This window comes from Sphingobium sp. B8D3A, assembly GCF_025961995.1.
In the GTDB taxonomy this organism is placed as follows: Bacteria; Pseudomonadota; Alphaproteobacteria; order Sphingomonadales; family Sphingomonadaceae; genus Sphingobium.
In genome coordinates this window covers 75,043-96,876 of sequence record NZ_JAOQOS010000001.1, presented here as the reverse complement: position 1 = coordinate 96,876, position 21,834 = coordinate 75,043, and the positions used below count along the sequence as shown (strand labels likewise).

The 21,834-nt window shown below is 66.2% G+C and carries 22 protein-coding genes and 1 tRNA gene; 10 read left to right on the top strand and 13 right to left on the bottom strand.

All coding sequences use genetic code 11. From position 1 onward, the window contains the following. Position 1: 1 nt before the first annotated feature. The 9 genes from M2342_RS00525 to M2342_RS00485 form a co-directional block, all read right to left on the bottom strand. Positions 2-1,777, bottom strand: coding sequence for an SLC13 family permease (locus tag M2342_RS00525; RefSeq protein ID WP_264577650.1), 1,776 nt, complete (start codon positions 1,775-1,777; stop codon positions 2-4). A gap of 130 nt (positions 1,778-1,907) precedes the next feature. Continuing rightward, entirely contained in the window at positions 1,908-2,618 is a 711-nt protein-coding gene (locus M2342_RS00520) for an N-acetylmuramoyl-L-alanine amidase (protein ID WP_264577649.1), read from the bottom strand. A gap of 25 nt (positions 2,619-2,643) precedes the next feature. Then, positions 2,644-3,537 carry a CheR family methyltransferase gene (locus M2342_RS00515; protein ID WP_264577648.1) on the bottom strand — a complete coding sequence of 298 codons (894 nt, stop codon included), beginning with the start codon at positions 3,535-3,537 and terminating at the stop codon, positions 2,644-2,646. Continuing rightward, positions 3,534-4,622, bottom strand: coding sequence for a chemotaxis protein CheB (locus M2342_RS00510; RefSeq protein ID WP_264577647.1), 1,089 nt, complete (start codon positions 4,620-4,622; stop codon positions 3,534-3,536). Before M2342_RS00510 ends, M2342_RS00515 begins: the two co-directional genes overlap by 4 nt. A gap of 19 nt (positions 4,623-4,641) precedes the next feature. Then, the gene (locus M2342_RS00505) at positions 4,642-5,007 is read right to left on the bottom strand and encodes a response regulator (RefSeq protein WP_264577124.1); all 366 of its coding nucleotides are present in this window, start codon (positions 5,005-5,007) and stop codon (positions 4,642-4,644) included. A 78-nt stretch (positions 5,008-5,085) separates the two neighbouring features. After that, positions 5,086-5,526 (bottom strand): chemotaxis protein CheW, encoded by a 441-nt coding sequence (locus M2342_RS00500; RefSeq protein WP_264577646.1) that lies wholly within the window; start codon positions 5,524-5,526, stop codon positions 5,086-5,088. Then, entirely contained in the window at positions 5,523-7,970 is a 2,448-nt protein-coding gene (locus M2342_RS00495; protein WP_264577645.1) for a chemotaxis protein CheA, read from the bottom strand. The genes M2342_RS00500 and M2342_RS00495 overlap by 4 nt, the downstream gene beginning before the upstream one ends. Before the next feature lie 92 nt (positions 7,971-8,062). Beyond that, on the bottom strand, positions 8,063-8,716 hold the full coding sequence (locus M2342_RS00490; protein WP_264579944.1) for a histidine phosphotransferase family protein: 654 nt from the start codon (positions 8,714-8,716) through the stop codon (positions 8,063-8,065). 9 nt (positions 8,717-8,725) lie between these two features. Beyond that, positions 8,726-9,220, bottom strand: a complete 495-nt coding sequence (locus M2342_RS00485) for a M67 family metallopeptidase (RefSeq protein ID WP_264577644.1) — start codon at positions 9,218-9,220, stop codon at positions 8,726-8,728. 70 nt (positions 9,221-9,290) lie between these two features. Between M2342_RS00485 and M2342_RS00480 the strand changes: the two genes are divergently transcribed. The 9 genes from M2342_RS00480 to M2342_RS00440 all read left to right on the top strand — a co-directional run bounded on the left by M2342_RS00480 (position 9,291) and on the right by M2342_RS00440 (position 17,544). Next, positions 9,291-10,190, top strand: a complete 900-nt coding sequence (locus M2342_RS00480) for an RluA family pseudouridine synthase (RefSeq protein WP_413715152.1) — start codon at positions 9,291-9,293, stop codon at positions 10,188-10,190. 52 nt (positions 10,191-10,242) lie between these two features. Next, positions 10,243-11,151 (top strand): RNA polymerase sigma factor RpoH, encoded by a 909-nt coding sequence (gene rpoH / locus M2342_RS00475; protein ID WP_181561196.1) that lies wholly within the window; start codon positions 10,243-10,245, stop codon positions 11,149-11,151. Between the two features lie 62 nt (positions 11,152-11,213). Next, a complete protein-coding gene (locus tag M2342_RS00470) occupies positions 11,214-12,539 on the top strand; it encodes a hypothetical protein (protein ID WP_264577642.1) in 1,326 nt (441 codons plus the stop codon). A gap of 70 nt (positions 12,540-12,609) precedes the next feature. After that, the gene (gene crcB, locus M2342_RS00465) at positions 12,610-12,996 is read left to right on the top strand and encodes a fluoride efflux transporter CrcB (protein ID WP_264577641.1); all 387 of its coding nucleotides are present in this window, start codon (positions 12,610-12,612) and stop codon (positions 12,994-12,996) included. Next, complete coding sequence (locus M2342_RS00460; RefSeq protein WP_264577640.1) at positions 12,993-14,234, top strand: RluA family pseudouridine synthase; 1,242 nt, start codon at positions 12,993-12,995, stop codon at positions 14,232-14,234. The genes crcB and M2342_RS00460 overlap by 4 nt, the downstream gene beginning before the upstream one ends. A 14-nt stretch (positions 14,235-14,248) precedes the next feature. Then, complete coding sequence (locus tag M2342_RS00455; RefSeq protein ID WP_264577639.1) at positions 14,249-14,665, top strand: hypothetical protein; 417 nt, start codon at positions 14,249-14,251, stop codon at positions 14,663-14,665. Between the two features lie 324 nt (positions 14,666-14,989). Then, on the top strand, positions 14,990-15,391 hold the full coding sequence (ligA, locus tag M2342_RS00450) for a protocatechuate 4,5-dioxygenase subunit alpha (RefSeq protein WP_264571743.1): 402 nt from the start codon (positions 14,990-14,992) through the stop codon (positions 15,389-15,391). Between the two features lies 1 nt (position 15,392). Then, positions 15,393-16,265, top strand: coding sequence for a class III extradiol dioxygenase subunit beta (locus tag M2342_RS00445; protein WP_181561201.1), 873 nt, complete (start codon positions 15,393-15,395; stop codon positions 16,263-16,265). Between the two features lie 169 nt (positions 16,266-16,434). After that, complete coding sequence (locus M2342_RS00440) at positions 16,435-17,544, top strand: 5-methyltetrahydropteroyltriglutamate--homocysteine S-methyltransferase (protein ID WP_264577638.1); 1,110 nt, start codon at positions 16,435-16,437, stop codon at positions 17,542-17,544. Between the two features lie 47 nt (positions 17,545-17,591). Here the strand turns inward: M2342_RS00440 and M2342_RS00435 are convergent, their stop codons facing one another. The 3 genes from M2342_RS00435 to M2342_RS00425 all read right to left on the bottom strand — a co-directional run bounded on the left by M2342_RS00435 (position 17,592) and on the right by M2342_RS00425 (position 20,798). Next, positions 17,592-18,887, bottom strand: coding sequence for an MFS transporter (locus M2342_RS00435; protein WP_264577637.1), 1,296 nt, complete (start codon positions 18,885-18,887; stop codon positions 17,592-17,594). 169 nt (positions 18,888-19,056) lie between these two features. Further along, positions 19,057-19,728: an RlmE family RNA methyltransferase gene (locus M2342_RS00430; protein ID WP_264577636.1), complete on the bottom strand. Its 672-nt coding sequence runs from the start codon at positions 19,726-19,728 to the stop codon at positions 19,057-19,059. Next, positions 19,728-20,798: a Ppx/GppA phosphatase family protein gene (locus tag M2342_RS00425; RefSeq protein ID WP_264577635.1), complete on the bottom strand. Its 1,071-nt coding sequence runs from the start codon at positions 20,796-20,798 to the stop codon at positions 19,728-19,730. The genes M2342_RS00430 and M2342_RS00425 overlap by 1 nt, the downstream gene beginning before the upstream one ends. Positions 20,799-20,956: 158 nt before the next feature. Between M2342_RS00425 and M2342_RS00420 the strand changes: the two genes are divergently transcribed. Continuing rightward, a tRNA-Gln gene (locus M2342_RS00420) sits at positions 20,957-21,030 on the top strand. Positions 21,031-21,102: 72 nt separating this feature from the next. On the opposite strand, the gene M2342_RS00415 is transcribed toward M2342_RS00420, so the two are convergent. Then, positions 21,103-21,759 carry a LolA family protein gene (locus M2342_RS00415; protein ID WP_413715034.1) on the bottom strand — a complete coding sequence of 219 codons (657 nt, stop codon included), beginning with the start codon at positions 21,757-21,759 and terminating at the stop codon, positions 21,103-21,105. Between the last annotated feature and the right edge of the window lie 75 nt (positions 21,760-21,834).

The window sequence follows — 21,834 nt, the reverse complement described above, 5'->3', positions numbered from 1 at the left end:
CTTATTGCAGTGGCCAGGTCCAGATGATGAGCGGGGTACCGATGAGCACCACCAGTAGCGAAAGGGGCGCGCCTAGGCGGGCGTAGTCGCTGAAGCGGTAGCCGCCGGGGCCAAGGACCAGCGTGTTGCACTGATGGCCGATGGGCGTGAGGAAATCGCAGCCCGCGCCCACGGCGGTGGCGATGAGGAAGGCTTCCGGCCGGTAGCCGAGGTCGTGCGCGAAGACGCCGGCGATGGGGGCCATCACCAGCACCGTCGCGGCATTGTTGAGGAACGGCGTCACGGCCATGGCCGCGACCAGAATGAGCGCGACGGCGCCCCAGGGGGGCAGGGCGGCGGCGACATGAGCGAGATTGGTGGCGATGACATCAGACGCGCCGGTGCTCCGGATGCTGTCGCTGACCGGGATGAGCGCGGCGAGCATGATGAGGATGGGCCACTCGACCGCATCATAGGCTTCCCGCACCGGCAGCGCGCCGCTGATGACGGTGAGCGCGGCGGCGGCGAAGAAGGCGATGGCCACCGGCACATAACCGCTCGCCGTGGCCGTCATGGCGACGGCGAGGATCAGCAGCGGCAGCCAGCCGCGATGTGACTTGCCCAGCTTGACGCCCCGCTCCGCCAGCGGCAGCGCGCCGAGATCGCGCAGCCGCGCCGGCAGCAGGCCGAGGGGCCCCTGCAGCACGATGACATCGCCCGCGCGCAGATTGATCTCGCCCAGCTTGCGCCCGAGCATCTGCCCAGCGCGCGAGACGGCGATGAGATTGACGCCATAACGCTGCTGGAGGAGCAGCCGCTCCGCGCTCTGCCCGACGAGCGAGGATTCGGCCGTGACGACCGCCTCGGCGACGCCGATCTCGTCCCCCTCGCTGCCTTCGGGGAGATCGCGCGTCTCCCCGTCCAGCTCCAGCGCGTCGCGGGCGATGACCCGCTCCAGCGCATCCGGCTCGCCGTAGAGAATCAGCACGTCGCCTTCCTGCAACCGCGCATTGCCCTGCGTCGAGAGCGGACGTCGGCCGCGCAGGCGGCTGGTGATCTGCACCTCATGATCGTGGCGCTTGAGGAAGGCGGCGATGGTCTCGCCGTCCGGCGGCGTGTCCTCGCGCACCATCGCTTCGGTGACATAGCCGGAGATGTCCATGGCATCGCCCATGGTTGCGGCGCCGCGCCGATCGCGCGGGAGCAGCCGGTAGCCGAAGCGCAGAAACAGCAGGCCGACGATGAACAGGCCGAAGCCGGTCGGGAAATAATCGAACATGCCGAAGGGCTCGCCAGTCATCTCCGTGCGCACGCGGCTGACAATGATGTTCGGCGAGGTGCCGACCAGCGTCATCAGCCCGCCGAGCAGCGAGGCGAAGGCCATGGGCATGAGGAAGACCGACGGGCTGGCGTTGTTGCGCTTGGCCATCTGGAAGGCGGCGGGCATCAGCATGGCAAGCGCGCCGACATTCTTGACCAGCGCCGAGGCCGTGCCGACCGTGGCGGTAAGCAGCAGCAGTTGCGAGCGGACGTGGCGCACGCGGCCCGCGACAAATTTGAGGCCCACCTCGATCGCGCCGGAGCGCTGCACGGCGGCCGAAAGCACCAGCGCCGAGCCGACGATGATGACGATATCGTCCGAGAAGCCGGAGAAGGCGTCGGCCGGATCGACAATGCCGATCAGGACCGCGAAGAGCAGAACGATGACGGCCGTGACGTCATAGCGAAAGCGCCCCCAGAGGAAGAGCACCATCATGCCGGCAAGCGTGGCGATAGATAGCCACTGCGGCCCGGTCATCGCGTTCTCCCCCCAAGCCCGTCGCGGCGCTGCGCGACCACCCTCGCTGTCATCATCCCCGCCAAACGCCCGAAATGGATTTCAGGGTGCGGGCGTTGAAAATATTCCGGTCCGTCTTGTCCGATCGCGCTCAGTCGTCGCCGCGGGGCCTGGGCAGCAGCAGCGCGAGCAGGATGGCGCGGCATTCGCCGTCGATGACGCCGTCGATCAATTCCGGCCGGAAACGGCGCTGGAAAGCCGTCACGGCGGCTTCCGGTTCGGCAATATCATAGCCGAAGCGCTCGAGCGCGAGCATGAAGGCGCCGTCGCTCCAGAGTGGGTCCATGAGATTGCGGGTCGGGCGCGGCAGGGCGAGGCGCAGCCGGGAGAGCTTGCTCCAGGGGAACAACTCGCCGGGGTCCTGCTTGCGTGCGGGCGCCACATCGCTGTGGCCGACGACATTGCCGCGCGTGATGCGGTGGCGCTGCATGATGTCGTGGACGAGCGGGATCAGCGCATCGATCTGCGCCTGCGGGAAGGGCCGATAGCCCCATTCATGGCCAGGATTGACGATCTCGATGCCGATGCTCGCGGAATTGACGTCGGTGATGCCGCGCCACCAGGCTCGTCCGGCGTGCCAGGCGCGCTTGGTCTCGTCGACCATGCGGACCACCTTGCCCTCCTCCGTGACGACATAATGGGCGGAGACCTTGCTATCCGGATTGGCCATCCAGTTGATCGCGCTCTGGGCGTCCGGCATCCCCGTATAGTGCAGGACGAGGATGGAAACCGGGAGCGTTCGGTCGTCAAAATTGGGTGACGGCGTCTCGATCATGCAGAACTGGGCCACTTCCTTGCGCATGCCGGCATGTTGCCGGGCGGTGCGGTCAGCCCTGTCCTAGCTCAATGGCGGGTGCGGAGGAAGCGCCGCCTGCAGGCAGAGCCAGGCGCAGTCTTTCGGGCCGAGCCTCACGGGCCTGATACAGGCAGCTGAGGCCACGGCAGGCCGAGAAGCCGGACTCGGCACAGGCCATTTCGCCGGCCCCAAGGGCGAGATAGCCGCCGGGCCGAACCCGACTCGACAGCGTTTTCCACGCCCGGCGCTGCCTCTCTTCGGAAAAGTAAAAGAGCACGTTGCGGCACAGGATGAGATCAAATGGGCCCGCGCCATGAGCGGGGTCAAGGAGATTGTCCTGCTGGAACACGATCATCTGCTGAAGCTCGCCGGCAATCTGCCATTCGTTATCGACAGGATGGAACCAGCGCAGCAATTCGCTGATCGGCAGGCCGCGCTGCATGTCCATCTGCGAAAAGCGACCGCGCTTTGCCTTGGCGATCGCGAGGGCCGATACGTCCGTGGCGTGGATGCTGACCGTGCAATCGGCCAGCGCGGCCGAGCGGTGGACGATCATGGCCAGCGAATAGGCTTCCTGCCCGGTCGAGCACCCGCCGCACCAGATGCGCAGTCGCCGATCGGCGCGCGTCCGGGCGAGTGCGGGCAGGACGCTGTTTTCGATCGCGTGAAAGACACTGACGTCCCGGAAGAACGAGCTTTCGTGATTGAGCAGGGCGTCAATCACTTCGGCCTGCAGGGGGCCGTGAGGCGCCCGTTCGATCGCGTTCACGAGCTCGTCCAGCGTACGCAGCCCGTGTGCGCGGAGCAGCGGTCGCAGCGACGTTTCGATACGCCATCGCCGTGCTTCCGAGAGCGTCTGCCCGGTCTCCCGGTGGAGCAATTCGGCGAGGCGACAGGCGGCGTTGGAAACTGGCTGCATGGTCATGCGCCTGCCTGCCATTGCTGCAGGATCAGGTCGGCGATCTGAGCGGGGGGCAGAATGGCGCTGGCGAGACCTCCCTTCACGACCGACCCGGGCATGCCCCATACCGCGCTCGACTGGTGGTCCTGCGCGATCACCCAGCCGTCCGCGCCGACGATGGCTTGCGCGCCGGCCAGTCCGTCGCGCCCCATGCCGGAGAGGATGACGCCGCAGGCGCCGCGTCCATAATGGCGCGCCAGGGCGGTAAACATGGGGTCAACCGCCGGGAAGCTCTCATGCAGGCAGCGCTGGGTGCTCAATCGCACCAGTATTTGCCCGCGCGCTCCTTTGCCGAGCGAAAGATGGGCAGCGCCGGGTGCCAGATGGATGGTACCCGGCTGCACTGGCATGGCCTGTTCCGCCAGAACCACGGGCAGATGTGTGGCGCGGCGGAGCTGTACTGCCAGCAGCGGCTGGAAGCTGGCAGGCAGATGCTGGGTAATGAAGATGGGAAAGGCCGGGTTGTCCTCAAGGCCCTTGATGACGGAGAGAATCGCGCTGATCCCGCCGGTCGATCCGCCGATGGCCACGGCGCGCACGAGCGTGCCTGGTGGCCGCAGGCGTGCGCTCGCCTCATCGAATCGTTCCGGCGTGCGGCTTCGTTCTGCCGCCGGCGCCAGATGGGCCAGGCGATCGAGCAGATGCTCCACGAATTGCGGGCTGAAATGGCCGGCGCTGGGCTTGGCGACGACATCACCGGCACCCAAAGCCAACGCCTGCAAGGCGACCTCGCTGCCCTCGCTGCATGAACCGCTGAGCAGCACCACCTGCCGGCGCTGATCGGAGCCAAGCAGATGAGGAAGCACCTGCAAGCCGTCCAGCTCGGGCATGTCGATATCGAGCAGCACCAGGTCCACCGACCTTCTGGCCACGAAAGTCAGAGCCTGCTTTCCGCTGGCGACCGTGCCAACGACGCGGAAGCGCGGATCTTCGCCGAGCACCCGGCCCAGCACGCGGCGGACGACCAGCGAATCATCGACGATCAGCACATCGATGCGCGAACCATCGGTTCCGGAGCTGGCATCGGACAGGAGGGCAGCGCACGCCATTCCCGGCGCTCCCGAGCTCTTAGAGAACCCCGACGATCTGGAGCTTGCTCTCCAGCGTGTCGCGATCGAAGGGCTTCATGACATATTCGTCGGCACCGGCATCGACGGCGGCGCGGATATGGTCCACGCCATTCTCGGTGGTGCAGAAGATCACCTTGGGCGGCTGGGCGAAATTGCGGCGGGAGAGTTCCTTGAGGAACTCCAGGCCGCTCATCACCGGCATGTTCCAGTCGAGCAGCACCACGTCCGGCACCTGCCCTTCGCACATGTCGAGCGCTTCACGTCCGTCCTGCGCTTCGTGAACGTCGAGATCGAGGGATTCCAGAATGTGGCGTGCCACCTTTCGGATCACCTTGGAGTCATCGACAATGAGGCAGTTCGGCATGAGTCGCGACCCCTGATACTTGCTTGGCTACGTAACCTACGGGCAGAGCGTGTCATTTTGGTAAATTCGTTAAATATCTCAGGCAGCCAGCGCGCCAGACGGGGCGTTGGTGAAATCGGCGAGCGTGAGCAGAAGATGGCTGCGGCCATCATAATCGACGAGGCCGGAAACGAACGGTCGCCACGCAGGATCGACGCGGCCACGCAACGGCTGAACGCCGCCCTGCGCCTGGCAGATATCGGTCACGGCATCGATGAGGAAACCATAGCTGTGCCCGGCAATGTCTGCGACGATCGCCAGCGGTGCGGTCTGTGCATCCGCCGCCGTGCCAAAGATGCGCGATTGCAGATCGATCACGGTGAGCACCCGGCTGCGCAGCGCCGCCAGCCCGCGCACATGCACAGGCGCCAATGGCACGGGTACGATGTCCCCCAGCCGCACCACGGCTTCGATGGCACAGGCACGCACGGTAATCGGGGCGCCCGCGATGGACGCGAACAGGAACAGCGAGTCGGTCATGCGGCCTTCCGTGCGAAGCTGGAGATCGCCGCCATCAGCCCGGCGCGGTCATAGCGGTAGATGGAGGGCGGCGCGTCGGGGTCGGCGGGCAGTTGCGGCTGTTCCCGCAGGGCAAGCACCGGAACGCCCATGGGCGCTGGGGCGTGGCCGCTGCCACATAGTACGACATCGGGCGGCGCGTCGCCTGCGGCGCCCAGAACGACGTCATAGCCGGCCTGAACGAGCAGCGGCGCCAAGATGTTGCGCATCCACGGGTCCTCGACATCGGCGATCATGCAGCGCACGGCCTGCGCGGCGGCGTCAGAGGCCGGGCGGGCCGCGACCTCCTCGAACAGCGTGAACGGATCGACCAGTTCCAGTTGCTGCTCGCCAACCAGCACCAGGCCGGCGATCCGTCCCCGGCCGATCGGCACGTCCAGCCGGGCGGGGATTTCGAGGATGTCCAGCACCTCTTCGATGAGGAAGATGAGCAGATCGCGCCCATCATGCAGGCGCATGGCCTTGAGCACACCGGTCTCATCCGGGCGGACGTTGAGCGCCGGCAGCAGGCGCTCCTCGATTCGCGCGAATGCGCGCCCCTCCGAGCGGCCGATCTGCGCACAGTCCAGTTCCTCGACGCGCTCGACGATGGGCAGCGGCATCAGCCGTTCCACGCCATCCCGGTCGCGATAGAAGAGCACCTGCAAGGTATCGATGGCCTCGGTCGGTTCCTGGTTGTGATGATCCCGGCGCGCCTTGTCGGCATCGACCACGGGCAATTGCGCGATCTGGAACAGCCCGGTAGCGTCGAGCAGCAACATTGGCTGGCCGTTGTCGGGGAGCGTCATGCCCGCAAATGCCCCGGCGGATGCGATCACCGGTGAGGCCGGGCGAATGACCAGTTCCTCATTGCTGTCGACGGTTTCGACACCCAGCACATAATTTTGGCCGGCCGAGGAGCGAATGACCATCAAGGTCCGCGGCCCGTTCGCTTCTGCCTGACGGGCAAGGCCCAGCACGTCCTCAAGCGCCACAACCGGATGACGCTCGCCGCGAATGGTCGCGATGCGTCCGCCGGCGACCTCCTCGACCGAGACCATGGCGCTGTTTTCGTGAATGAGTTCCACGACATTGCCACGCGGCATGGCGAAGGTCTGGCCGCCGCACCGCACGATCAGGCCGGGAATGATGGTCAGTGTCAGCGGTACGCGCATGGTGATCACGGTGCCGTCGCCGGGCGCGGTCGTGATGTCGATCACGCCGCCGATCTGCTCGATATTGGCCCGCACGACATCCATGCCGACTCCACGCCCGGAGATGGAGGTCACCTCCCGCGCCGTGCTGAGGCCGGGCAGGAAGATCAGGTTCAGCTTTTCGGCGTCGCTCATCCCGGCCGCCTCGGCAGCGGTGACAAGCCCGGCCGCGACCGCCCGATCGACCAGGGCCGCCCGGTCCATGCCGCGCCCGTCGTCGGCCACCTCGATGACGATTTGGTTGCCCGATTGACGGGCGACGATGTTCAGGCGCCCGACGTCCGGCTTGCGGGCGGCGATGCGATCTGCCGGCAGCTCAAGGCCGTGATCGAGCGCATTGCGGACGATGTGGGTGAGCGGGTCGGCGACCATCTCGATCATTTCGCGGTCCATCTCGACATCGCCGCCGTCGAGAGTCACGGTGACCTTCTTGCCCAGCTCGCGGCTGAGGTCGCGCACCATGCGCGGGATGGCCGCATACAGGCGGTCGACCCGCTGCATGCGCGTCTTGCTGATCATGTCGCGCAGGTCCGCGACATTGGTCGACATCCGCTCGAAGCTGCTCTCCACATCCGGCGCGACGCCATGGTCGCGCATCCGGCGCGCCAGATCGTTGCGGGCGAGCACCATGTCGGAGATGCCGTTCATCAGCTGATCGATGAGCGCCAGCGGTAGTCGAATCGTGCGCGGCGCTTTGTCCCGCGGTGGGGCGGTCGGTCGCTCCGGGCTGGGCGTTGGGGGAGCGGGTGCTTCTACTGAGTCGGCGCGCGGTGCGGGCGGTTCGCGGGGCGGGGCCGGCATCGCTGCGGCAGGCGCGATCCGGTGAAAGAGCTCAAAGCCGCCAGACCGGAGTGACAGGGCATCCAGCAGCCCGTCATCATCGGCTTCATCCGGGACGGGCTCGCCGCCCAGACCCCGCGCCAGCGCGCCGATTCGGTCCATAACCGCCAGCACGGCCGTGACGGTGGCGGGATCGGCCAGCCGTTCGCCGCGCCTGATCGCTGCCAGCACGTCCTCGGCGCCATGCGCCAGCCGCTCGAAACGGGGGAGGTTCAGGAAGCCGCAGCTTCCCTTGACGGTGTGAAAAAACCGGAAAAACGCGTCGAGGCGAGACTTGTCGGTCGGGTCCGCTTCCCACGCGACGACTTCGCCGGAGAGGACCTCCAGCGTTTCAAGAGTTTCCGCAATGAACTCCCCGATGATCTCGTCCATGCCGCCGCCTGTGGTTAACGCGGCGACACCTTTGGGGCCAAGTCGTGAAAGCCCGGTTAAGACCTGCCGGCCGGGCTCTCACACCGGTGGGATCAGGTCGGCAGGCGCGCGCCGAACAGCAGGTGGGGCTCGTCGGCGCCGGAGATCATCAGTTCGCCGCCGGCTTCGGTCGCCACCGTGCGGATCATCACCGCCGCGGCCGTGCGGGTGGTCAGATCGCCATGCCCTTCCAGCCCGGCGCGTATGGCTGGGTCGAAGGTGATGCGCGTGCCTTCGCCGCGTACGGCGATCTCGGTCGATCCGCCCTGCTGCTCTGCGCCGATGGCGATCACGCCGCCGCGCGGCAGGGCTTCGCCGGTCAACAGCACCAGATTGAGCAGCAGCTTGGCGGCCGGCTTGGAGAGGCTGTCTCCGGCGATCATCCAGTCGAGCGAGATCTTGCCGCCGGGCGGAAACATGCCTTCCACGGCAGAACGGATCTCATGCACGGGAATGGCCTCGCCATATCCGCCCCCGGCTCCGAAGGCCAAGCGGAAGAATTTGAGCTTGCCCGCCGTCGTCCGGGCGCTGTCCGCCAGCAGCGTGAGGCATTGCTCGCGCATCCGCGGGTCGGTCTCATCGGCAAGCAGCTCGATGCCGTTGTTCAGCGCGCCGACAGGGCTGAGCAGATCATGGCACAGGCGAGAGCAGAGCAGGCTGGCGAAATCGATGGAGTCGGACGCGGTGGATTTGACCAAGACGGGGATATCCTCTCTTCAGGCGATGGCCGTGCCCTCATGGCGCTGCGGGCGCGCGGGTGCAAGCCGCCCATGCGGCGAACCGACCAGTTCGACGGGATCGAAAACGCCATGGATGCGGCCTGACGCAACAACTTGCCAGGCCAGAAGGTCGCCGCGCGCGTCGACGAGCAGCCAGATCTCGCCCGCCGCCCCCGCCATGGCCGCATCGATCGCCGAGGGGACGGCCTCGCCATGGGGATGCGAATGATAATGGCCGACAATGGCCGGCCCGCCCTGGCGCGCCTCGCGATGCGCCGCGATGAGCACGGCCGGATCGACCTCGAAGCGGTGCTCGGGCTGCTCCGCCACATTGGCGGCGGCGCGAAGTTCGGCGATGGCGATGTCGGTCGTCCCGCCGTCCGCGCCAGCCAGGCGTTGGCCCAGCAGCAGGCCGCAGCATTCCCGCGAGGCGGCGGCCTTCGCCTGCGCGCGGATCGCATCGCGCAGCGGTCTTGATATGTGCACGGCCATCCCCAGATATTAGGCCGTGGAAACGGGGGTTACCAGCATTACGGCGCTGATCACGCAGGCCGAGCACGGCATGAGACTGGACCGCGCGCTTGCGAGCGTGCTGCCAGCCCTGTCGCGCGAGCGCGTGAAGGCGTTGATCCTGGCAGGGCAGGTGACCGGGCCGGACGGGCGCCCGGCGGCTGATCCGGCCTATAAGGTGAAGGCCGACATGGCCTTTGCCGTGGAGATCCCGGAGGCGACGCCCGCCGAGGCGCAGCCGCAGGCGATCGATCTGGTGATCGCTCATGAGGATGCACATCTGATCGTGGTGGACAAGCCGGCGGGCATGGTCGTGCATCCCGCCGCCGGCAACCCGGATGGCACGCTGGTCAATGCCTTGCTCCACCATTGCGCCGGGCAGCTTTCCGGCATTGGCGGGGTCGCGCGACCCGGCATCGTCCACCGCATCGACAAGGATACTTCGGGGCTCCTGGTCGTCGCCAAGACCGATCAGGCGCATGAGGGACTGGCCCGCCAGTTCAAGGATCACAGCATCGACCGGCGCTATCTCGCCATCGTGCAGGGGCGGCCTGCGCCGCCTTCGGGCAAAGTCGATCAGTGGATCGGCCGCTCGGACGGGGATCGCAAGAAGATGGCGGTGCAGCGCGAAGGGCGCGGCAAGCACGCCATCACCCATTATCGCACGCTCGAGCGACTGGACCGGGCGGCGCTGATCGAATGCCGGCTGGAGACGGGGCGGACCCATCAGGTGCGCGTGCACATGGCCCATCTCGGCCACCCGCTGCTGGGCGATCCTGTCTATGCCCGCGGCGGCATCCACAAGGCGCTGCTCGCCGAACTTGGCTTTCATCGTCAGGCGCTTCATGCGGCCCGGCTGGGCTTCATCCACCCGGTCACAAGCCAGCCTCTCAGCTTTGAAAGCCCGATTACGGATGACATGCAGCAACTGTTCAGCCATCTTTGCGTATAAGGATGAGCGCGATGCCCCTTCTTGTTTGCGCGCTCCAGAAGGATGAAGTTTCGTGAGTAACGGCAGTAATCTCCCTGCAACGATCCCTGCGCTTGGCGGCGATGCGAGCCTGAACCGCTATCTGTCGGAGATTCGCAAGTTCCCGCTCCTCAAGCCCGAGGAGGAGTATATGCTCGCCAAGCGCTATCAGGAGCATGGCGATCCGGAAGCGGCGGCGCGGCTGGTGACGAGCCATCTGCGACTCGTGGCGAAGATCGCCATGGGCTATCGCGGCTATGGTCTGCCCGTCTCCGAGCTGATCTCAGAGGGCAATATCGGCCTGATGCAGGGCGTGAAGAAATTCGAGCCGGACCGGGGCTTCCGCCTCGCCACCTATGCGATGTGGTGGATTCGCGCGTCGATCCAGGAATTCATCCTGCGCTCGTGGAGCCTCGTGAAGATCGGCACCACGGCCGCGCAGAAGAAGCTGTTCTTCAACCTGCGGCGCATGAAGAACCAGATCGAAGCCTTCGAGGATGGCGATCTGCGCCCCGAGGATGTGACCAAGATCGCGACCGATCTCGGCGTCTCGGAAGATGACGTCATTTCCATGAACCGCCGCATGGCCATGGGCGGCGACACATCCCTCAACGTCTCGATGAACGATGACGGCGAAGGGCAGTGGCAGGACTGGCTGGCGGACGAAGGGCCGTTGCAGGACGAGCGGATTGCCGACGCGCAGGAAAGCGACGTGCGGCACGACATGCTGCTCGATGCGATGGATGACCTCAATGACCGCGAACGGCATATCCTGCAGGAGCGGCGCCTCGCGGAGGAGCCCAAGACGCTCGAGGAGCTGAGCCAGGTCTATGGCGTCAGCCGCGAGCGCGTGCGCCAGATCGAAGTTCGTGCGTTCGAGAAACTGCAGCGCGCCATGTTGCGGATCGCCGGTGAAAAGCGCCTGATGACGGTGGCTGGCTGACGAGGCTGCGGATTGCGCTCGTCGCCTAGGCGAGGGGGCAGTCGTAACGGATAGGGGACGCGATGCAGCGCAAGCGTGCCTCTGGCTCGTGGATGGGATTGGCAGGCCTCAGCACGGGGGCGCGAATCTGGCGTGTTCTGGCGATCCTGTTCGTCTTGTTCGTCCTGCCTGTACTCATTGGTGCGGTGCTGTTCACCAGCGGGGCGCCCCTTGCCGACGCCCGCGCCACGCCAACCCCTCTGCAGGTCGGTGCCGGTCGGGCCGCGATCGAGCAGTTGCAGGCCAGCAGGCAACGGCCGGGCGGTGTCAGCATGCTCACGCTCGCGCCCACCCATCTCGATGGCTTGAGTGCGCTCGCAACTCATGGCTTCCGCCCTGACCGGCTCAACCTCTACCTCCACGATGAGCGGCTTCATGTCGCCGCGAGCCATGCCCTGCCGCTCGGGCGCTGGCTGAATGTCGGTCTAGTCGTAAGCGGCCCGAGTAACGGATTTCCCGAAGTAGAGGCGCGCATCGGCGCGGTCTCGTTGCCGGCATATCCGACTCGGCTGCTGCTGGAGGGGTTGCGTCAGCTGCTGCGTCTGCGCGGCGCCGTGATCCCGCCGCTCGACACGGTCGTGCAGCGCTTCTCCATCCGCAATGGCGCGGTGATGGCGGCGGTGCAGTTGCCGCCCAAGACCGGCCTGCTCGATCAGTTTACCGGCGGTGACGAGATCGACGGCGCGCAGGTGCTCGATCGCTATTGCGCGCTGGTGGGGCTGCAAGCGCGCGATCCGCAGAGCGACTTCGCCATACAGGTCCGCCGCGCTTTCCCCCCGGGCCAAGCCGCGACGGCGGAAACGAATCGGGCGGGCTTTGTCGCGCTTGCGATGCTGGTGGTCGATCCGCGCGCCGGGCAACTGGCCGGGCTGGAGCTGAGCGCCACGCGCCGCTGTCCGCCCCCCGCGACAGCAATCACGCTCCATGGCCGGGACGACCTCCCCAAGCATTGGGCGCTGTCCGCCGCGCTGGCTGCGCAGACCGGTGTGCAGTTCTCATCCGCGATGGGCGAATGGAAGGAACTGGCGGACAGCCTGTCTGCCGCGTCGGCGTTCCAGACCGGCACCGCCTCGGGCTTCTCCTTCGTCGATCTGGCGGCGGACCGCTCCGGCTTCCAGATCGCGCAGGCCGCTGGCGATCCGCACCGGTCGCAGGACGTGGCGCAACGCCTGGCGGCCGTGACGCAGGAACGCCTGCTGCCGCCTGCCCTGCTTCAGAACGACGAAGGGCTGCGCGATGCCGCCTTCGCCGCGCGCTACGGCAGTGTCGAAGACCCGCGCTACGCAAGGCTCGTTGCCGAGATCGACCGGACACTGGTGCGGGATGGATTGCTGGCACAACCTGACTGAGCAAGCCCCGGCGCGGCCTCGCAGCGAACGCCCATTTGCCTGTTGCGCAAAAGCGGCTAGGGCGTGCACCATGCTCAATACAGTTCTCGTGATGATCGGCGGCGCCATCGGCGCGGCCCTGCGCTACCAGTTGGGACGCGCGAGCCTGCGCATCATGGGGCCGGGCTATCCCTGGGGCACGCTCGCCGCCAATGTGCTGGGCGGGCTGGCCATGGGCCTCGTCGCCGGCTGGCTGGCCGCGCGCTACCAGGGCCAGCAGGGCGAGCAACTCCGGCTGCTCGTGGCAGTCGGCCTGCTCGGCGGATTCACGACCTTCTCCGCCTTCAGCCTGGAGACGATGCTGATGATCGAGCGCGGCGAAGCGCTGAATGCGCTCGGTTATGTGCTGCTCTCCGTCGCCGCCTCCATCGGCGCGCTTGCGCTGGGCCTCACCCTCATGCGGAGTGCCACGGCATGAGCAAGACCGATCTCGCTGGCGTGCGCCAGTTCACCGTGCGTGCCGAGGATGACGGCATCCGCCTCGACCGCTGGTTCAAGCGCCACATGCCGGAAGCCAGCTTCGCCATTGTCTCACGCTGGGCGCGGACCGGGCAATTGCGCGTCGATGGGGCCCGCGCGACGCCGGGCGACCGCATTGCCGAGGGGCAGACCTTGCGCGTGCCCCCGCTCGATGTCGCTGCGGCAAAGGAAGCGGGCAAGGCACCACGCCCGCGCCCCATCCTGACCGAGGATCAGATCAACTTTGCCGAGGGTCTGGTCATTCATCGCGACGCGCAGGCCATCGTCATCAACAAACCGCCGGGCCTTGCCACGCAGGGCGGCACCAAGACGTACGAGCATGTCGATGGACTGCTCGATGCTTTGATGTTCGAGCGCGACGACCGGCCGCGCCTCGTCCACCGGCTGGACAAGGACACCAGCGGTGCGCTGCTGCTCGCCCGCACCTCGCGCAGCGCCGCACATTTCGCCAAGAGCTTCTCCTCCCGCACAGCGCGCAAGGTCTATTGGGCTATCGTGATGGGCGTGCCCTCCGTCTCGGACGGCTTCATCGATCTGCCACTGGCCAAGCAGCCGGGCACCGGCGGCGAGAAGATGCATGTCGATGAGAAGGACGGCCTGCCCGCCCGCACGCGTTACCGGGTCATCGAGCGCGCCGGCAACCGCGCCGCCTGGGTGGAGCTGCAGCCGCACACCGGCCGCACCCATCAGTTGCGGGTCCATATGGCCGAAATCGGCCACCCGATCGTGGGCGACGGCAAATATGGCGGCAAGGAGGCGTTCCTCAGCGGATCGATCAGCCGCAAGATGCACCTGCACGCCCGGCGCATTCGCATCGATCATCCCGATGGTTCCCCGCTCGATGTGAAGGCCGAGCCGCCCTTCCATTTCGCCGAAACGCTGGCGAGCCTGGGCTTCGACGTGAATGAGGGCGATCTCCCGCTCGAGATCGACATCCAGCCGACCGCCTCCGACCGTAAGGCCGCCGACAAGCGTGCGTCGACCGCGCACGCCAAGGACATGCGCAAGGCCCGCCGTGGCGAACGCCGCTCCCGCAGCGCGCCGGACAAGCCCGAGCGCTTCAAGGGGCCGCCAAAGCCACGCGGCAAGGGGGGCAAATCGGCGGGGCCGGCCGCGCGCCCGGGTGCCAAGCGGCCCACCGGCGGCGCACGGCCGCGCAAGCCGGAGCGGGATTAGGGAATCAACAGAGCATGGGCGTGGCAGTAAAGGCCAAAGCCGCCCTCTTGCGATCGCGCCTGGCCGCCTTCGTCCGGAAGATGAAGGGTGCCGCTCCAGAAGGCGACCCCGACACAGGCCTGCTGGCGCGCGCTCAGGAGAAAATGTCAGCTCGAGACGCAGTAGCGCTGATCACGGCGGCAGGGCGGGCCAATTGCAAAGTGCTGGGGGTTGATGGGTTTCAGATTGTCCCTGAAGGCCATCTCGCCTCGCTAGACCTCATCCTCGATCTCTCGACCAGACCGATGACGCGTGCAGCGGCGGCGGAGACGGCTATCGCGTTCATAACCGCCCGTTCTACCAGTGATATGCTGTTCGAAGTTGTGATCGAACGCGTTGACGTGGCCAGACTCGCGAGAGATGCGCAAGCGGGCTCGACGCCGGGGCGCTAGGCGGGGCGGGATTAGGGGGCGTCCTCCTCCCCTCCTCTTTAGAGGAGGGGTCGGGGGTGGTGGCGATGCGCAGCATCGCGTGCGCTGTCCGTATCGCCGATGTTGCTGCACCACCCCATCCCCTCCTCTGAAGAGGAGGGGCTTGCGTTGCCTTATGCACGCCGGGCGACACCCGCTGGATTCTGCACTGCGACATCGCCCTCCGCAACACCCACGCCCATCACCCCGCTTGATTTCGCAGGCGCACAATGACAAGGGCCTCTGCGATTGGAAAGGTGCAGGCCTTCCATTATATTCTTCATTCGACCGATCGAAAGGTCCGCCATGCGCACTCGCCTTTATCCGCTCAGCGAGCTGGAAGATATTCCCGGCACGACCGTGTTCAATGCCCGCCGCTCGCGTGAGGCCTATCACCTGCACAAATTCTGCATGTCGTTGATGGATGCAGGCAATCGCGCCGAGTTCAAGGACCATGAGCGCGCCTATCTCGACAAGTTCAAGATGAGTGAGGAGCAGAAGCGCGCCGTGCAGGATCGCGATTTCAGCAAGCTCATCGATCTGGGCGGCAACATCTACTTCCTCGTCAAGCTTTCCAATACCGATGGCTGGAGCACGCAGCGTGCCGTGAGCTCGATGACCAACATGACGCCCGACGAATATGCCGCGATGATGCGGTCCGGCGGTCGCTCGCCGACTGGCCAGCGCTCCAAGCGGGAGGGCAACTGACATGGCGCGGATCACCGCCGGCATTGCCACCAGCCACGTTCCCGCCATCGGCGCGGCCTTCGACACCGGGCGCTCGACGGACGATTACTGGAAGCCGATCTTCGATGGCTATGAGTGGGTGAAGACCTTCGAGCAGGAGGAAAAGCCTGACGTGGTCATCCTGTGCTACAACGATCATGCGTCTGCTATGATGCTGGACGTGGTGCCGACTTTCGCGCTCGGCATGGCCGAGGAATTCGAGCCGGCCGACGAAGGCTGGGGCAAGCGCGAGGTTCCGGTTGTCGAGGGACATATCGAGCTGGCCGCGCACATGGCCGAACAACTCGTCATCGACGAGTTCGACATGACCCTGATGAACAATATGGATGTCGACCATGGCTGCACGGTTCCGCTCAGCCTGATGTTCGGCAAGGTCGACAAATGGCCGTGCAAGGTCATTCCGCTCGCGGTGAACGTGACGCAGTTCCCCACGCCCTCGGGCGCGCGCTGCTGGGCGCTGGGCGAGGCGATCCGCTATGCGGTGGAGACCTATCCCGAAGATCTCAACGTGCAGATCTGGGGCACTGGCGGCATGAGCCATCAGTTGCAGGGGCCGCGCGCCGGGCTGATCAATCCCGAGTTCGACAATGCCTTTCTGGACAAGCTCGTCGGCGAGACCGATGAGCTGCGTGCCATCACGCGGCTGGAATATCTGCGCGAGGCGGGCACTGAGGGCATTGAGCTCATCATGTGGCTCATCATGCGCGCCGCGCTCGGCACCGAGGTGGAGGCGTTGCATCGTTTCTATCATGTTCCGGCCTCCAACACCGCCGTCGGCCACATCGTGCTGCGGCCCAAGGAGATCGCGGAAGCGCCTGCGAAGGCGCGCGCCTGAGCGGCTTTGCCTTCTTCACAGCATCCATGAAAGCCCGGCCTTTGCGCCGGGCTTTTTCATTTGTCGGCCCATCGCGTCAGTCTATCACATAAAGCTTCCTATATATAAAGAATCCTTTATATGAGGATTCGTGCGGCGTGTGTTGCGCCGGTTGGAGCTGGAGACTGCCATGACGTCCAAACCCCCTTTCCGCGCCGACCATGTCGGCAGCTTCCTGCGCCCGCAGGCGCTTATCGAGGCCCGACACGATCATGCCGCCGGCAAGATCGACGCTGCCGCTCTGCGCGCGATCGAGGACAAGGCCATTGCCGATGTCGTGGCGTTCCAGGAGAGCGTCGGCGTCAAGGCGGTGACGGACGGCGAGTTCCGCCGCAAATTCTTCCACACCGACTTCCTGCTGCAGCTCGACGGCATCGAGGAGCACGGCGGCATGGAAGTGCAGTTCCAGAATGCGATCGGCAAGGACGTGCATTTCGCGCCGCCCAAAATGGTGGTGACCGGCAAGATCGCCCACGCCAAGCCGATCCAGCGCGCGGATTATGAATATCTCGCCAGCGTGGTGAGCGAGACGCCCAAGGTGACCATTCCCTCGCCGACCATGCTGCATTTCCGCGCCGGGCGCGAAGGCATCAGCGAGGCGGTCTATCCCGACATGGCCGATTTCTTCGCGGACGTGGCCTCGGCCTATCAGGAGGAAGTCGCCGATCTCGCCGAGGCCGGCTGCCGCTATCTGCAGCTCGACGATACCAATCTCGCCTATCTGTGCGATGACAAGCAGCGCGAAAATGCCCGCAAGCGCGGCCTCGATCCCGATGATCTGCCGCGCCATTATGCCAAGATGATCAACGATGCGCTGGCCACCGCGCCGGATGACATGTTCACGGCGATGCACCTGTGCCGGGGCAACTTCCGCTCCAGCTGGGCCGCCGAGGGTGGCTATGAGCCGGTCGCCGAGATCATGTTCAACGAGGTCGATATCGACTCCTTCCTCCTTGAATATGACGATGCGCGGTCGGGCGACTTCGCGCCGCTGCGCTTCCTGCCCAAGGGCAAGATCGTCGTGCTCGGCCTGATCACCACCAAGCTAGGTGAATTGGAGACCAAGGACGAGGTGAAGCGCCGGATCGACGACGCGACGAAATATGCCTCGCTCGACCAGCTTGCCCTGTCGCCGCAATGCGGCTTCGCCTCGACCGTCCACGGCAATGACATCGCCTTCGACCAGCAGAAGGCGAAGATGGAGCTGGTCGCCGAGGTTGCCCAGGAGGTCTGGGGCTGACGAGGACCAGGCCCACCCTCCCGCCGCGTGCGGGAGGGTGGGCGCTCCTAAAGCGCCCGATCTGGCGGCAGCACCGCCGGGCCGGGTTCGCGCAGATGCGGGTCCGGGTTCATGTGCAGGCGCGGTCCTTCGTCATCCCAGATGAAGCGCAGGTTGCGCACGCGGATCAGATAGCTGAGGCCAATCGCTGCGGAGAGAAAGCCGGCCGCGCCGCCCACGCCCATCGCAGCCCGCGCGCCATAGGTGTCGGCGACCCAGCCGATCAGCGGCGCACCGAGCGGCAGGCCGCCCAATGTGATCGCGACATAGATGGCCATCACCCGCCCGCGCATCGCCCGGTCCGTCGCCAACTGGACGAAGCCGTTGGATGAGGTGAGCGAAGTCTGTGCTGCCAGCCCCACGCCGATCAGCACCAGTCCAAACAGGATATAGCTCGGCGAGAGCGCGGCGGCAGTCATGAAGCAGCCGAACAGGAAGGTGCCAATGACCGCGTGATGCATCCGGGGCCGGTCGCGCCGGGCTGTGAGCAAGGCGCCGGTGACCGAGCCGATCGCCATGATGGAGGTCAGCAGGCCATATTCGCTGGCGCCCTGCTGATAGACGGTCGCCGCCATCACGCTGATAAAAATGCCGAAGTTCATGCCCAGCGTGCCGAAGAAGAACAGCATCAGGAACACGGTGCGAATGTCCGGTCGCCCGGCCACATAGCGAAAGCCGTCGAGCAGCCGGCTCACCCCGCGCGGCTGCGCCGCCGCATGGGCATGCCGTGTCACCCGCACGTTGAGCAGGCCGGTGGTGACGATCAGGTAGGACAGGCCATTGATCACGAACACCCAGCCCGTGCCGACCAGCGCGATGCACAGGCCCGCCAGTGCCGGGCCGATCATGCGGGCGGTCTGGAAGGCCGTGCTGTTCATGGCCACCGCGTTGCCGATGATCTCGTCCCCCACCAGGTCGGAGACGAAGCTGTGCCGCGCGGGCGCCTCGAATGCCATGCAGCAACCGAGCGCAAAGCCGAAGATGTAGACGTGCCAGAGCTCCGCCAGCCCGGAAATGATCAGGGCGCCAAGGCTGAGCGCCAACAGGGTCTGGAAGCACTGGATCGTGATGAGCAGCTTGCGCCTGTCGACATGATCCGCGACCGATCCGGTCACCGCCACAAGCAGCACTTGCGGCAGGAACTGCAGCGCGGTGAGAATGCCGACCGCGCCGGCGCTATGATCGGTCAGTTCGGTCAGCACCAACCATGTCTGGGCCGTGCCCTGCATCCAGGTGCCGATGTTGGAAAAGAGATTGGTGCTGACCCACAGCCGGAAGTTGCGGTTGGAGAGGGAGCGAAACATGCCATTGCCGCCTGACCTCATGCCGCCTCCTCTATCCTGTTCCGGCACAACGCCCGACGCGGCGTCTGGTCGCATGTCCATGCGGGTGAGCGACGCTGCTTGCCCGCGCAGTGGCCGGCCAAATGGCGCTAGTCCCCTTGTGCGGTCCGGGTCAACCGCACAACCGCCTTTATGGCGCCTGCCGGCCCTTGAACCCCTGCGCGACGACGAACCACTCCACCGACCCTTTGCGGCTGGATGGCGGCTTGGCGTGCTTGACGGTGCGAAAGGCCGCCTTGAGCTGGCGCAGCAGGCCATCATCCGTTCCGCCGGCAAAGACCTTCGCAACGAAGGCGCCGCCGGGCCGCAGGGTCTGCATCGCGAAATCGGCAGCCGCTTCGACCAGGCCCATGGTGCGCAGATGGTCCGTCTGCTGGTGGCCGACCGTATTGGCTGCCATGTCCGACAGGACCAGATCCGGCGCGGCGCCCAGTTCCGCGATTAACTGGTCGGGGGCTTCGTCTGCCATGAAGTCCATCTGGAGCAGGGTCACATCGGGCAGCGGCTCGATGGGCAGAAGGTCGATGCCCACGACCTTCGCTTTGGGCAGCGCCTTCCGTACCACCTGCGTCCAGCCGCCCGGCGCTGCGCCCAGATCGACGACATGACGGACATCCTTGAGCAGGCAGAACTTCTCGTCCAGCTCCAGCAGCTTGTAGGCGGCGCGGCTGCGATAGCCCTCCGCCTTGGCCCGCTTCACATAGGGGTCGTTCAGCTGGCGTTGCAGCCAGCGCGTCGATTGGGCCGTGCGCCCGCGTGCCGTGCGCACGCGCGTGCCGACAGATTTGTCACCTCTGGCCATTATCCCAGGTCCCGGCTTGAGGCGCTGTCCGTCAGCGCACGGAGAATCCCTTCGCGAATTCCGCGATCGGCGACGCCCAGCCGGTCTGCCGGCCAGATGTCGAGAATGCTTTCCAAGATGGCGCAGCCCGCCACCACCAGATCGGCGCGCTCGTCGCCGATGCAAGGCTGGGCGATGCGCTCCGCTATGCTCATGGTGGAGAGGCGGCCGGCGATTTCCCGCATGGCATCGGCCGGCACGGTCAGCCCGTCGATCGCCTTGCGATCATAGCGCGGCAGGCCCAGATGGACGCTGGCGAGCGTGGTGACAGTGCCGGACGTGCCGAGCAGGCGCACCGGCCCGGTCTTGGGCAGTCGCTCGGCAAAGGCGGCAAAAGCTTCGCGCATCCGCCGGAGCATTTCGGCATAGGCCGCAGCGCGCTCGCTGGCGGTGTCGCCATGGCCCGCCACGGCTTCCGCCAGCGACACGACGCCGTGCGGCGCGCTGTGCCAGTCGACGATGCGCAACTGGTCGCCATCGCCATCGAGCAGCACCAGCTCGGTCGAGCCCCCGCCGATGTCGAAGATGAGCGCCGGGCCTTCGCCGCGCTCCAGCAGCGCCTTGCAGCCGAGGACCGCAAGCCGCGCCTCCTCGCGGGGGGAGATGATGTCGAGCATGATCCCGGTTTCGCGCTGCACCCGGTCGACAAAGGCGCGCCCGTTCTCTGCCTGCCGGCAGGCTTCGGTCGCGACAGAGCGCGCCAGGACCACGCGGCGGCGGCGCAGCTTCTCGGCGCAGACGGAGAGGGCGGACAGGGTGCGCTCGATCGCGGCGTCAGACAAGCGCCCGGTGGCGGAAAGGCCTTCGCCAAGGCGAACGATGCGGGAAAAGGCGTCGACGATCACGAAGCGGTCGCCATCCGGCCGCGCAATGAGCAGGCGGCAATTGTTGGTGCCGAGGTCGAGCGCAGCCAGATTGCCGCGCGGCAGCGGACGATTGAAGGATCGCGCCTTCTGTTTCGCGCCCCCGGCAGACACCAGTGTGCCGGGCTCCTGCCCCATGCGCGGCGCGGGCGTCGCCTTATGCGCCATGACTTCTTGACCTTCTCTTCCGGCGGGACTTCCGCCGGGACTTGCCACCACGCTAGACGTGCGTGGCGGGCGACGCAAGGTGGCTGCCATGCTCCGAACGATGAGGGTGGAAAATCGCCTTGACCGCAGGCAGTCCGCGCCCTATCTGCGCCCGCTCTTGCCCCGTCGTCTAAAGGTAAGACTACGGACTCTGACTCCGTCAATCGAGGTTCGAATCCTCGCGGGGCATCCAGCTTTTCAGATCATCGCGACCGCGTCCGCCCCTTTCGGGGTGGCGCGGCCGGTCGCCGGTTTCGCGGCCGGATCAGCGCGGGCCGCGGGTTCCGCGCGGGTCGCGCCAGCGGAAGGCCGAATCGGCAATGGGCGCGCCATATTTCAGGTTGCTCAGGCGGATGTTGGTGCGGTTGCCCTGCGCATCCAGCGCTACCCAACCATAGAGCGAGAGCCCGCCCGGCACGCCTGCCTTGCGCGTGAAGATGAGCGTGATCACCCCATATTCGGGATGCTGGGGATCGCGCACCTCCACCGAGACGACGCGCGGATCGCCCGTGTCGACGATCTTGCCATAGCGGGTGATATCGCGCTTGGGGTCGAGCAACGCGCCGAGCGGTGAATTGCGGATCGGCCAGCGCTGCACCTGCGCAACCTGATAGTCGATCATGTAGAGCGAGCTGCCGTCGGCAACGATGAGCAGATCGCCGGCGCCATAATCGAACCGGATCTTGCCCGGCTGCTTCCAGAGCAGCTTACCATTCTGCACCTGCCCGTTGCGGTCGGTCTGGGTGAAGTCGCCACTCAATGTGGTGATGCCGCGAACCGCCGTGCTGACGCTCGCCAGATCGCTCGACCGCGCGGCCTGCGCAGCAACCGGGCTCGCCGGCACCAAGGCCGGTGCCGCGAGCGCGCTGAGCATCAAAGAGAGGGTGGCGGAACGCCGGGTGAGTTTGGGAAGTCTGATCATCGCGCCCGGATAGGTCCCTGCCGTTGAATATCCACTGAATGCCGCGCGCCGTAGCGCGTTCCCGCGCCCGGGGGC

Bases quoted from the DNA above. Each gene is read 5' to 3' on its own strand.
- M2342_RS00525 (WP_264577650.1), bottom strand. From the start codon at position 1,777: ATGACCGGGCCGCAGTGGCTATCTATCGCCACGCTTGCCGGCATGATG.
- M2342_RS00520 (WP_264577649.1), bottom strand. From the start codon at position 2,618: ATGCGCAAGGAAGTGGCCCAGTTCTGCATGATCGAGACGCCGTCACCC.
- M2342_RS00515 (WP_264577648.1), bottom strand. From the start codon at position 3,537: ATGACCATGCAGCCAGTTTCCAACGCCGCCTGTCGCCTCGCCGAATTG.
- M2342_RS00510 (WP_264577647.1), bottom strand. From the start codon at position 4,622: ATGGCGTGCGCTGCCCTCCTGTCCGATGCCAGCTCCGGAACCGATGGT.
- M2342_RS00505 (WP_264577124.1), bottom strand. From the start codon at position 5,007: ATGCCGAACTGCCTCATTGTCGATGACTCCAAGGTGATCCGAAAGGTG.
- M2342_RS00500 (WP_264577646.1), bottom strand. From the start codon at position 5,526: ATGACCGACTCGCTGTTCCTGTTCGCGTCCATCGCGGGCGCCCCGATT.
- M2342_RS00495 (WP_264577645.1), bottom strand. From the start codon at position 7,970: ATGGACGAGATCATCGGGGAGTTCATTGCGGAAACTCTTGAAACGCTG.
- M2342_RS00485 (WP_264577644.1), bottom strand. From the start codon at position 9,220: ATGGCCGTGCACATATCAAGACCGCTGCGCGATGCGATCCGCGCGCAG.
- M2342_RS00480 (WP_413715152.1), top strand. From the start codon at position 9,291: ATGAGACTGGACCGCGCGCTTGCGAGCGTGCTGCCAGCCCTGTCGCGC.
- M2342_RS00470 (WP_264577642.1), top strand. From the start codon at position 11,214: ATGCAGCGCAAGCGTGCCTCTGGCTCGTGGATGGGATTGGCAGGCCTC.
- crcB (WP_264577641.1), top strand. From the start codon at position 12,610: ATGCTCAATACAGTTCTCGTGATGATCGGCGGCGCCATCGGCGCGGCC.
- M2342_RS00460 (WP_264577640.1), top strand. From the start codon at position 12,993: ATGAGCAAGACCGATCTCGCTGGCGTGCGCCAGTTCACCGTGCGTGCC.
- M2342_RS00455 (WP_264577639.1), top strand. From the start codon at position 14,249: ATGGGCGTGGCAGTAAAGGCCAAAGCCGCCCTCTTGCGATCGCGCCTG.
- ligA (WP_264571743.1), top strand. From the start codon at position 14,990: ATGCGCACTCGCCTTTATCCGCTCAGCGAGCTGGAAGATATTCCCGGC.
- M2342_RS00445 (WP_181561201.1), top strand. From the start codon at position 15,393: ATGGCGCGGATCACCGCCGGCATTGCCACCAGCCACGTTCCCGCCATC.
- M2342_RS00440 (WP_264577638.1), top strand. From the start codon at position 16,435: ATGACGTCCAAACCCCCTTTCCGCGCCGACCATGTCGGCAGCTTCCTG.
- M2342_RS00435 (WP_264577637.1), bottom strand. From the start codon at position 18,887: ATGTTTCGCTCCCTCTCCAACCGCAACTTCCGGCTGTGGGTCAGCACC.
- M2342_RS00430 (WP_264577636.1), bottom strand. From the start codon at position 19,728: ATGGCCAGAGGTGACAAATCTGTCGGCACGCGCGTGCGCACGGCACGC.
- M2342_RS00425 (WP_264577635.1), bottom strand. From the start codon at position 20,798: ATGGCGCATAAGGCGACGCCCGCGCCGCGCATGGGGCAGGAGCCCGGC.
- M2342_RS00415 (WP_413715034.1), bottom strand. From the start codon at position 21,759: ATGATCAGACTTCCCAAACTCACCCGGCGTTCCGCCACCCTCTCTTTG.